The 10,728-nt window shown below is 47.2% G+C and carries 10 protein-coding genes and 2 tRNA genes; 7 read left to right on the top strand and 5 right to left on the bottom strand.

The features are described from left to right. Positions 1-598 precede the first annotated feature (598 nt). Positions 599-672, bottom strand: a tRNA-Asp gene (locus tag G7Y39_RS03915). A 32-nt stretch (positions 673-704) separates the two neighbouring features. Then, positions 705-778, bottom strand: a tRNA-Asp gene (locus G7Y39_RS03910). Between the two features lie 268 nt (positions 779-1,046). Here G7Y39_RS03910 and hisH point away from each other — a divergent pair. The 7 genes from hisH to lysA all read left to right on the top strand — a co-directional run bounded on the left by hisH (position 1,047) and on the right by lysA (position 7,030). Continuing rightward, a complete protein-coding gene (hisH, locus tag G7Y39_RS03905; RefSeq protein ID WP_165155268.1) occupies positions 1,047-1,637 on the top strand; it encodes an imidazole glycerol phosphate synthase subunit HisH in 591 nt (196 codons plus the stop codon). Beyond that, positions 1,634-2,353 carry a 1-(5-phosphoribosyl)-5-[(5-phosphoribosylamino)methylideneamino]imidazole-4-carboxamide isomerase gene (gene hisA, locus G7Y39_RS03900; RefSeq protein ID WP_165155266.1) on the top strand — a complete coding sequence of 240 codons (720 nt, stop codon included), beginning with the start codon at positions 1,634-1,636 and terminating at the stop codon, positions 2,351-2,353. The genes hisH and hisA overlap by 4 nt, the downstream gene beginning before the upstream one ends. A gap of 17 nt (positions 2,354-2,370) precedes the next feature. Next, positions 2,371-3,126 (top strand): imidazole glycerol phosphate synthase subunit HisF, encoded by a 756-nt coding sequence (gene hisF, locus G7Y39_RS03895; protein ID WP_165155264.1) that lies wholly within the window; start codon positions 2,371-2,373, stop codon positions 3,124-3,126. Positions 3,127-3,142: 16 nt separating this feature from the next. Then, positions 3,143-3,739, top strand: coding sequence for a bifunctional phosphoribosyl-AMP cyclohydrolase/phosphoribosyl-ATP diphosphatase HisIE (hisIE, locus tag G7Y39_RS03890; RefSeq protein ID WP_165155274.1), 597 nt, complete (start codon positions 3,143-3,145; stop codon positions 3,737-3,739). 8 nt (positions 3,740-3,747) lie between these two features. Further along, the gene (locus tag G7Y39_RS03885; protein WP_165155262.1) at positions 3,748-4,425 is read left to right on the top strand and encodes a cell division ATP-binding protein FtsE; all 678 of its coding nucleotides are present in this window, start codon (positions 3,748-3,750) and stop codon (positions 4,423-4,425) included. A 66-nt stretch (positions 4,426-4,491) separates the two neighbouring features. Next, entirely contained in the window at positions 4,492-5,808 is a 1,317-nt protein-coding gene (locus G7Y39_RS03880; protein WP_165155259.1) for an aspartate kinase, read from the top strand. 64 nt (positions 5,809-5,872) lie between these two features. Beyond that, the gene (lysA, locus tag G7Y39_RS03875; RefSeq protein ID WP_165155257.1) at positions 5,873-7,030 is read left to right on the top strand and encodes a diaminopimelate decarboxylase; all 1,158 of its coding nucleotides are present in this window, start codon (positions 5,873-5,875) and stop codon (positions 7,028-7,030) included. Between the two features lie 595 nt (positions 7,031-7,625). Here the strand turns inward: lysA and G7Y39_RS03870 are convergent. The 3 genes from G7Y39_RS03870 to G7Y39_RS03860 are packed head-to-tail and all read right to left on the bottom strand — an operon-like array spanning position 7,626 to position 10,628. Further along, positions 7,626-8,141 carry a very short patch repair endonuclease gene (locus tag G7Y39_RS03870; RefSeq protein ID WP_165155255.1) on the bottom strand — a complete coding sequence of 172 codons (516 nt, stop codon included), beginning with the start codon at positions 8,139-8,141 and terminating at the stop codon, positions 7,626-7,628. A gap of 42 nt (positions 8,142-8,183) precedes the next feature. Continuing rightward, positions 8,184-9,428 (bottom strand): ABC transporter permease, encoded by a 1,245-nt coding sequence (locus tag G7Y39_RS03865; RefSeq protein ID WP_165155253.1) that lies wholly within the window; start codon positions 9,426-9,428, stop codon positions 8,184-8,186. Next, positions 9,429-10,628 (bottom strand): pyridoxal phosphate-dependent aminotransferase, encoded by a 1,200-nt coding sequence (locus tag G7Y39_RS03860; RefSeq protein ID WP_165155251.1) that lies wholly within the window; start codon positions 10,626-10,628, stop codon positions 9,429-9,431. It abuts the gene before it with no gap. Positions 10,629-10,728: the final 100 nt, after the last annotated feature.

Here is a 10,728-nt window from a genome sequence, read left to right as displayed (position 1 = left end):
TATTGGGCAGGTACCCGAAACTGATCTTTATCTATAAGATTAACAAGAACTACCTGCATTGTCCCATCTATATTGAGTAATTGGGGATCCTCGTAGTTGCGAAGAAGAGAAATCGATACTAATTATCAGCTACAGACATGTTTTGGAACACTTAGAACCACATTTTTCAGTATTTTTATGTTGCTATTCAAATAAATTTGCTAAGTTTGCAGCAATTTTGGGGATTTAGATACTCTGGAAGGACATATTAACGAAAGGTGTTATTGAGATTATCTTCTGTTTCTTAGATTCTCGCAAAGTTTAAAAACGGTACGAAGATGATAACAATAGCACCACGCCATTTGATATATACCTACCTTATATGCATAAGGCTCTTAGATATTGTCAATATTGGTGTGGGTTGCTATTGTTTTATCCGTACCAAAGGCAATGCGAAAAGCCAAAGAAACAGGATAAAACTAATATAGTTCCCACACCTTATTTTATTAATCTACTTTCTTCGGGGAATTCTGCTGCTTTTTGCTATGCCCGCCGGATACGAAAAAAGCCCCAAAGTATTTAACTTCAGGACTTCACTTTATCTTGCTTCCCTTGAAAGCGGTCCGGACGGGACTCGAACCCGCGACCCCATGCGTGACAGGCATGTATTCTAACCAGCTGAACTACCGAACCATTCTGTAATCAATAAAGACCTAAAAAAGAGGCGGTCCGGACGGGACTCGAACCCGCGACCCCATGCGTGACAGGCATGTATTCTAACCAGCTGAACTACCGAACCTCTTTTTTTATCACGATCTCTCTCGATTGCGGTGCAAAGGTAAGTATTATTTTTAAACCTGCAATAGCTGATGCGAAAAAATATCGTATTTGACATCAAAAATATCGGGAGAGACCTCGGAAGCCACCTAATTATACCGTCCCTATCCCCTTCCCGATCACACCAATTTATCACAAATACATTTCATTTTGGAACTTTTCATTCGCCATTCAGAATTATGTAATGATAATTTGTTACTTTTGCGACTCAATATAAATGCTTAACAACAATGGACGTTGCCATTATTAAATATAATGCGGGAAACATCTACTCGGTAGATTATGCTTTGAAGCGGTTGGGCGTTACCCCAATCATCACGGCTGATCCGGAGTTACTACATAAAGCGGATAAGGTCATCTTTCCCGGAGTAGGTGAGGCTTTCACGACCATGAAGTATTTAAGGGAGCATCAATTGGATCGGGTGATCTTGAACCTAAAGCAACCGGTACTCGGGATATGCCTCGGCATGCAATTGATGTGCATGCATTCGGAGGAGGGAAACGCTGATTGCCTCGGGATCTTCCCCACGGAAGTGAAACGTTTCATTCCGCGAAAGCATGAGGATAAGGTTCCTCACATGGGTTGGAATACCTTGACCAACATCAAAAGCGACCTGTTCAATGAGCGATTGGAGAACAAGTTTGTTTACTTCGTACATAGTTATCATGTACCCGTAAATGAATACACGGCAGCCACGACCGATTACATCCTTCCATTCAGCGCCGCATTACATAAAGACAACTTCTACGCGACACAGTTCCATCCGGAAAAAAGTGGATCGGTGGGAGAAGTTATATTGAAAAACTTTTTAAAGATATGATTGAGCTTATTCCCGCTATAGATATAATAGGAGGCAAATGCGTCCGGTTGACGCAAGGAGATTACGCTACGAAGAAGGTTTACAACGAAGATCCTTTGGAAGTGGCCAAGAGGTTCGAGGGTAACGGCATCCGGCGTTTGCATGTGGTAGATTTGGACGGAGCCCGTGAAGGACGCGTCATCAACTACCGTATCCTTGAGCGGATAGCGACCCGGACTTCCTTGATCATTGATTTCGGAGGGGGTTTGAAACAAGAGGAGGATCTGATGATCGCCTTCAGAAGCGGCGCCCAGATGGTAACCGGGGGCAGTATCGCCGTGAAGAATCCGGGAATGTTCGCCTCTTGGATCAACAAGTTCGGTAGCGAGAAAATCATATTGGGGGCCGATGCCAAAGAGAAGAAGATCGCCATCAGCGGTTGGGAGGAAACAACCGGCCAAGAGTTGATTCCCTTTATCAAAGGATATTACGACAAGGGGATTACCAAGGTGATCTGCACGGATATCGCACGGGATGGCATGCTTCAAGGCCCGGCTATCGATTTATATAAAGAGATACGGGACGAGATCCCCTCTCTTTATATCATAGCGAGCGGTGGCGTAAGCTCGATCGAAGATATTGAGAGATTGTCCGGGGCAGGGATTCCCGCCGTCATTTTCGGCAAGGCCATTTATGAGGGAAAGATCCGGTTGAAAGATTTGCTCCGTTTTACTTGAAATAATAAAACAGATATATGCTAGCCAAGAGAATTGTTCCCTGTCTGGATATAAAGGATGGAAAGACTGTAAAAGGCATCAACTTCGTGAACTTTCGCGACGCGGGAGACCCCGTGGAGCTGGGCGCCCGGTACAGTCGTGAGGGGGCCGACGAATTAGTGTACTTGGATATTACCGCCTCACACGAGGGGCGAAAGACTTTCACCGAACTGGTAAAGCAAGTGGCGGCTCATATCAGCATCCCCTTTACCGTAGGTGGGGGCATCAATGAGTTGAAGGACGTGGATCGTTTGCTTAGCGCTGGCGCCGATAAGGTATCGATCAACTCGGCGGCATTACGGAACCCGGCATTAATCGAGGCGATCGCCAAGCACTTCGGCAGTCAGGTATGTGTAGTCGCCATCGACGCTAATTTTGAGGACAATAACTGGCTATGCTATCTAAACGGAGGGCGTGTCCCGACAAATAAGTATTTATTTCAATGGGCCTCGGAAGCGGAAAGCCGTGGTGCCGGCGAGATTCTTTTCACTAGCATGACACACGATGGCGTAAAAGATGGATATGCGAACGACGCTTTGGCTACCTTGGCCGAAACATTGCATATCCCGGTTATCGCCTCCGGTGGAGCGGGAAAGCGGGAACATTTCCGGGATACATTCGCCGACGGGAAGGCAGACGCGGCTTTAGCGGCCAGCGTTTTCCACTTCGGAGAGATACGGATTGGCGACTTGAAGCAATACCTCAAGGACGAGGGGATCAATGTAAGGATATAACACATTCTATATGAAGATGAAACTAGATTTCGAGAAAATGGGCGGACTAATTCCCGCTATCGTACAAGACAACAACACGAGTAAGGTATTAATGTTGGGCTTCATGAATCAAGAAGCTTATGATGAGACAGTAAGTACGGGTAAGGTTACATTCTTTAGCCGCACGAGAAACCGTTTGTGGATGAAGGGAGAGAGTAGCGGCAACACGTTGCAGGTGGTTAGTATCACGGCGGATTGCGACAATGATACCTTATTGATCAAGGCGATTCCCGCCGGACCGGTTTGCCATACGGGAGCGGATACGTGTTTCGGCGAGAAAAACGAAGAGGAGATCCTGTTCTTGAAATACTTGCAGAACTTCATCGAGCGTCGCCGTCAAGAAATGCCGGAAGGTTCGTATACGACGACCTTGTTCCAGAAAGGCGTGAATCGCATGGCACAGAAAGTCGGCGAAGAAGCGGTAGAGACCGTTATCGAGGCGACCAACGGGACCGAGGACGGATTCATCTATGAAGCATCCGATTTGGTTTACCACTTAATCGTATTATTGACAAGCAAGGGACTTCGTCTGGAAGACCTCGCCCATGAGTTAAAGAAAAGACATAAAGGCTGATAAATTCTATGGAAGAAGATATTCTACTCAAGTTGGAGAACGTGGAGATATGCCGTGAGGAAAACAGGGTATTACACGACGCATGCCTCACGCTTCGTAACGGGGAGTTCGTATATGTGATCGGGAAGGTAGGCTCCGGTAAAAGCAGCCTGCTCAAGTCCTTGTATTGCGAGATACCGATCCGGCAAGGTGAGGCGCGTATCATGGATTACAACCTCGCCAAGATGAAGCGAAAGGATATCCCTTATTTGCGTAGGAAACTCGGCATCGTCTTCCAGGACTTCCAGTTGTTGACCGACCGTTCCGTCTCCAAGAATCTGGAATTCGTGCTGAAAGCCACCGGATGGAAAAAGAAAAGAGAGATCAAGGAACGGATAGACAACGTGCTCCGTCAAGTAGGCATGCAAGACAAAGGCTATAAAATGCCGCATGAGCTATCCGGCGGAGAACAGCAGCGTATCGTTATTGCCCGTGCCCTCCTGAACAGCCCCAAGTTGATCCTGGCAGACGAGCCGACCGGCAACCTAGACCCGGAGACGAGCGGACAAATCGTACAACTCTTACACGACATCTGCCAGCAGGGAACAGCGGTGATTATGACCACTCATAATTACACGATCGTTCATAATTATCCGGCTCGCGTCGTAAAATGCGAGAATGCCTGTCTAAGTGATGTCAGAGAATAATTTTTTTATAACTTCGCGGTCGCATTCGATCGAAAAAGGAAACAATTTAATATAGGACAAAAGAAAATGAAAGTTTTAAAGTTTGGCGGTACTTCTGTGGGATCTGCACAGAGAATGAAAGATGTAGCGAAACTGATCACGGGAGACCGTAAGATCGTCGTATTGTCAGCCATGTCGGGTACAACCAACTCGTTAGTCGAGATTTCCGACTACCTGTACAAAAAGAACCCGGACGGAGCGAATGAGATCATCAACAAGCTTGCCATGAAGTACATGAGCCACGTTGAGGAGCTATACAGCACCGAGGAATATAAACAGAAGGCCAAAGAACTGATAAAATCTCATTTCGAATATATCCGTACGTTCACGAAGGATCTGTTTACCTTGTTCGAGGAAAAGGCTGTCTTGGCGCAAGGAGAGTTGATCTCTACGGGTATGATGAATCTTTATTTGAACGAACGCGGCGTGAAGTCCGTATTGATCCCGGCTTTGGATTATATGCGCACGGATAAGAACGCGGAACCGGATCCGGTCTATATCAAAGAGAAACTGTTGAAATTACTCGCCGATAATAAGGATGCCGACCTATACGTCACGCAAGGTTATATCTGCCGCAACGCTTACGGCGAGATCGACAACCTTCAACGGGGTGGTAGCGACTATAGCGCATCCTTGGTCGGCGCGGCGATCGGTGCGGAAGAGATCCAGATCTGGACAGACATCGATGGCATGCACAATAACGATCCTCGTATCGTACAGGGAACGTCTCCAGTCCGTCAATTGCATTTCGAGGAAGCTGCCGAGTTGGCTTATTTCGGCGCCAAGATCCTTCACCCGACTTGTATATTGCCGGCTAAATTGAACAACATCCCGGTTCGTTTGTTGAATACGATGCAGCCGGACGCCCCGGGCACGTTGATCTCTAACGCGATCGAGAGAGATAAGATCAAGGCGGTCGCCGCCAAAGACGATATCACCTCTATCAAGATCAAGAGCGGACGTATGTTGCTAGCTACCGGTTTCTTGCGTAAGGTATTCGAGACTTTCGAGAACTACCAGACTCCGATCGATATGGTTACGACCTCTGAGGTGGGTGTCTCCGTTACGATCGATAACCGCAAGCATCTGGAAGAGATCGTTGACGATTTGAAGAAGTACGGGACCGTGACCGTAGACGAGGATATGGTTATCGTTTGCGTGGTTGGCGACCTGGAATGGGATAACATCGGCTTCGAGGCTCGTATCGTACAGGCCATGAAGGATGTCCCGGTCCGCATGATCTCCTACGGAGGAAGCAACTACAACGTCTCCTTGCTGATCAAGGCCTCGGACAAGCGAAGAGCGCTGCAAGCGCTGAGCGATCATCTATTTAACAACAACTAAAAACAAACGAGGGCGGCCTTTTGCGGACTGCCCTTATTTATCTTCATATAATCTCTTATATAATATGCTCAAAGGAACATTTCCCGTAGAAAAGTTCAAGCAGCTTTCTACGCCTTTTTATTATTATGATGTCAAGCTGTTGCAAGACACGTTGGACGTAGTAAAAACCGAATCCGGGGAATATGGTTACCATGTGCATTATGCCGTGAAAGCGAATGCCAATCCCCGTATCCTTTCCATCATAGCGGCGAATGGCCTTGGCGCTGACTGCGTGAGTGGTGGCGAGGTGCAGGCGGCGTTGGATGCCGGTTTTCCTGCCGATAAGATTGTCTTTGCCGGTGTAGGCAAAGCGGACTGGGAGATCAACCTAGGACTGGACAATGATATTTTCTGCTTTAACGTAGAATCTGCCGTCGAGCTGGAAATCATCAATGAACTGGCAGCCGCCAAGGATAAAGTGGCCTCTATCGCCCTTCGTATCAACCCGGAAGTGGATGCCCATACGCACGCCAAGATCACGACGGGCATGAAGGAGAATAAATTCGGTATCAACCTCAGCCAATTAGGGGACGTACTGGATAAATTAAAGGCGATGAGGAATGTGAGATTGATCGGTATCCATAGCCATATCGGTTCACAGATCACGGATATGTCCAGCTTCCGCGATTTGGTAATCCGCTTCAACGAGATACAGGAGGAATTGGAGGCTCATGGGGTTACGGTAGAGCACCTGAACTTCGGAGGTGGATTAGGTATCGATTACTATCACCCGAATCATTTATCGATCCCGGATTTTGATAACTATTTCGCGGCTATTCATAAACTACTTCAAGTACGTCCGGGTCAACAGATACATTTTGAGCCGGGACGTTCGATCGTCGCCCAATGCGGTACATTAATCGCTAAGGTATTATATGTCAAGGAGGGAGAGACGAAAAAATTCGCTATCCTTGACGCGGGTTTCACGGAATTGATCCGCCCGGCTATGTACGACGCTTATCACCGCATCGAGAACATCGGCAGCGACGAGGCAGCAGAGGCTTACGACGTAGTGGGTCCGATCTGTGAGTCATCGGATGTATTCGGTAAAGATGTAGAGTTGAACAAGGCGCGGCGCGGCGACTTGATCGCCCTTCGTTCCGCCGGCGCTTATGGCGAGGTCATGGCCTCCCAATACAACTGCCGCCGTTTACCGAAAGCCTATTATTCCGATACGATATAACAATGAGCCCATCGATCGATGTGCCAATATGCCAATATAAAACACAAAGGGTTATGCGTTCTCCCCAAGCTGACCGGCATCAGCTTAGTAAGTAGAGCGACCTCTACTTACTAAGCTGTTTTCAGCCCGCTTACCGAGTTGTTTTTCTTTCTTCCCGCTCCTAAATTCGCGTTAAAATATATTTAATCCACTCATGATTAAGAATATACTGAAAAACGTCCCTTCATTCTAGCGAAAAAACAGTTGCCAAAGTACCCAAGACAAGCTCTTTTAGGCTATTCTATCGGCTCTCGATGGGGAAGCAAGTAGGTTACGATGCCCACTCAAGTAGGTTTATGATTCAATCCTTGTAGGTTTACGATGCCCAACGGCATGGTTTCAAACCCCAAAACAGCAACTTTCCTGCATAAAAACAGCCGTTTTCGAGCAAAAACGACCGCTTATCCCCTTGTTTTATCCGCTATTTCGCGCTCGTTTCAAAAGGGTTGTGTCACGATACCAGCCCTCAAAGAAGCAAATAGTCAGCAATCATCTTCGCATTGTTCCCGCGCTGATCGAACAGCGGGAACAGACTTATATTGAGAATGAAGGAAATTCAATAGCGCTCTTGTTCTTCCGCCACTTGGGGAAGTTCTTCTTCCTCCAATAGCGGGTAAACCGGGGTAAACTCCGCGTGATAGGTAGATTCCACATACCTCTTTTCCAATAAACGAACGACATTCTCTAAGGTGGCTTGTCGTTCTTTGGGTTTAAGCTGGCATTCCCAGATCACCATCGTATTCCAGCCCATCGCCCGTAATTCCTCTCGTACACGGGCATCCCGCGCTTTATTCCGGTTTAGTTTCTCGGCCCACCACTCTACCCGGGTACGGGGAGGACGAAATTCCGGGCAACCCTCGTGCCCATGCCAGAAACAGCCGTTCACGAAGATAGCGGTCTTATATTTACGTAATACGATATCAGGGGTACCGGGAAGGCGTTTCACATTCACACGGAAGCGGAAGCCGCGATGGAACAGGTATTTACGGACTATAATCTCGGGCTTTGTATGCTTGCCCTTAATCATAGACATGATATAGCTACGCTTTTCTTTAGAGATAAGATCTGTCATATCAATCCGGCAAAACTAGAACGTGCGCCAAAGATAGGGCTTTTATTCAAAACGAATACTCCGGGCCGGATCAATCTTCGTAATCAAACAGGAAGGTCCCAGCATCATCAACATAGAGGCGGCCAATGTCCCTATATTCAAAAGGAGCAGTGAAAACAGACTCAGGTCGACAGGCACGGCATCCAAGTAATAAATGGAAGGGTCTAATCGGATCGTATGGAAATGGGATTGAAGCAGGCAAAGGGCGATACCGATGATATTCCCCCACAACATTCCTTTGCCAATCAAGAAGAAAGAGACATACAAGAAGATCTTGCGAATACTGTCATTATTTTGCCCTAAGGCTTTTAAGATTCCGATCATATGGGTACGCTCCAAGATTATGATCAATAATCCGGAGATCATGGTAAACCCCGCGACAGAAAGCATCAGCACCAAGATAACCACGACATTGATGTCCAGCACATCCAGCCAATTAAAGATCATCGGGTTCAACTCCTTGATCGAGCGAGCGTAGAACGTATTGCCATTCCTATCTTGCCGTTCCGCCAGATCAAAATAAATATCCTCGGCCACTCGATCCAAACGATCATAGTCGTCCACCTGCAACTCCAGTCCGCTTACCTGATCTTTATCCCAGCCATTCAAGCGACGTATCTGCTTGATATCAGCGATTACGAACAGCTTGTCATAATCAAGGAAGCCCGTCTCATAAATCCCCGTGATCGTGAACTTACGGGCACGCACGTCGTCTTGCACAAAATAAGTCAGGAAAGAATCCCCGACCTTGAGTCCTAGCAGATCTGATAAGTACTTGGAAATAATAACATCCGTAGAGTTCTTATCCGGCCGGATCGTAAAGATCTCGCCTTCTTTTAAATTATCCTTGAAGAAAGTCCAGTCATAATCCGTGTCCACGCCTTTCAAGACAATCCCTTGAAAATCTTGGTCAGTCTTCAAGATACCGAGCTTCGTCGCGAATTTCTCGACATGGCGAATCCCCGGGAACGCGTCGAGCGCATCCAATAATGTATCGCTAATCGCTATCGGTTGCGACTCATAAGAAGAATTACTATCGAAATTCGTGATCCGGATATGCGAGCCGAAACCGATCACCTTGTTCCGGACCTCTTTCTTAAAGCCTATCACGATCGCCACCGAAAGGATCATCACCGCCAATCCCAAGGCGATCCCGATCATGGCAATACGAACAGCGGGAGGAGTAACCTCTCGATCCCCCTCCTTACTGAAATGTATCTTTTTGGCGATAAACAGTTCTAAATTCATTTATACCATTCTTCCCGGATAAGCTTCCAACGCCTTTGCCAACACTGTCAAAGCCTTCGCAAGGTCTTCCTTTTTCAAAACATAGGCCACACGAACCTCATTCTTACCAAGTCCCGGTGTCGTGTAAAAACCCGACGCCGGCGCCATCATGACCGTCTGACCCTCGTACGCAAACTCTTCCAGGCACCAAGCACAGAACTTATCGGCGTCATCCACCGGAAGTTTAGCCACTGTATAAAAAGCGCCCATCGGTATGGGAGAATAAACTCCGGGGATACGGTTCAAACCATCGATCAAACATTTACGCCGTTCCACATACTCGTCATAAGTCTCACGGGCATACTCCTCGGAAGCATCCAAAGAGGCCTCGGCAGCGATCTGTCCGATCAAAGGCGGACTTAAACGCGCCTGGCAGAACTTCATGACGGCACTACGCACTTCGGCATTTTTCGTAATCAACGCACCGATACGGATACCGCATTCCGAATAGCGTTTGGAGACAGAATCGATCAATACCACGTTCTGCTCGATACCTTCCAGATGACATGCCGAGATATACGGGGAACCGGTATAGATAAACTCTCGGTACACCTCATCCGAGAAAAGATAAAGATCATATTTCTTTACGATATCCCGGATTTGATTCATCTCACGACGCGTATACAAATAACCGGTAGGATTGTTCGGGTTACAGATCAGGATCGCTTTGGTACGCTCATTGATCAACTCCTCGAATTTCTCTACTTTCGGGAGAGAAAATCCTTCCTCTATCGTAGTCGTCACTGTCCGGATCACGGCTCCCGCCGAGATAGCGAATGCCATGTAATTGGCATAAGCCGGCTCCGGGACGATAATCTCATCCCCCGGATTCAAGCAACTCAAGAAGGCAAACAACACAGCCTCCGAACCACCGGTAGTAATGATAATATCGTCGGCCGTAAGGTTAATATCATACTTTTTATAATACCCGACCAATTTCTCGCGATAACTGCGATATCCCTGACTAGGGCTATATTCCAACACCGTATGATCGATGTTGCGGATCGCATCGAGTGCCACTCGCGGAGTGGGAAGGTCGGGCTGACCGATATTCAGGTGATATACATGAACTCCTCTCTGTTTGGCAGCATCGGCCAATGGAGCCAGCTTCCGGATCGGGGAAGCGGGCATTTCGACTCCTCTTTGTGAGATGTTGGGCATTATTATTCTATGTTTATTTGTTTTTGAACGTCAAAGATAGGTATTTTAGTTGACAGTTGCACCCGATTCAAGCGTTTATGACTTACACTCAATTCTTGCT

It is taken from the genome of Parabacteroides sp. ZJ-118 (assembly GCF_011038785.1).
Lineage (GTDB): Bacteria > Bacteroidota > Bacteroidia > Bacteroidales > Tannerellaceae > Parabacteroides.
The sequence above is the reverse complement of the archived record's forward strand: the minus strand, read 5'-3'. Positions and strand labels throughout refer to the sequence as shown.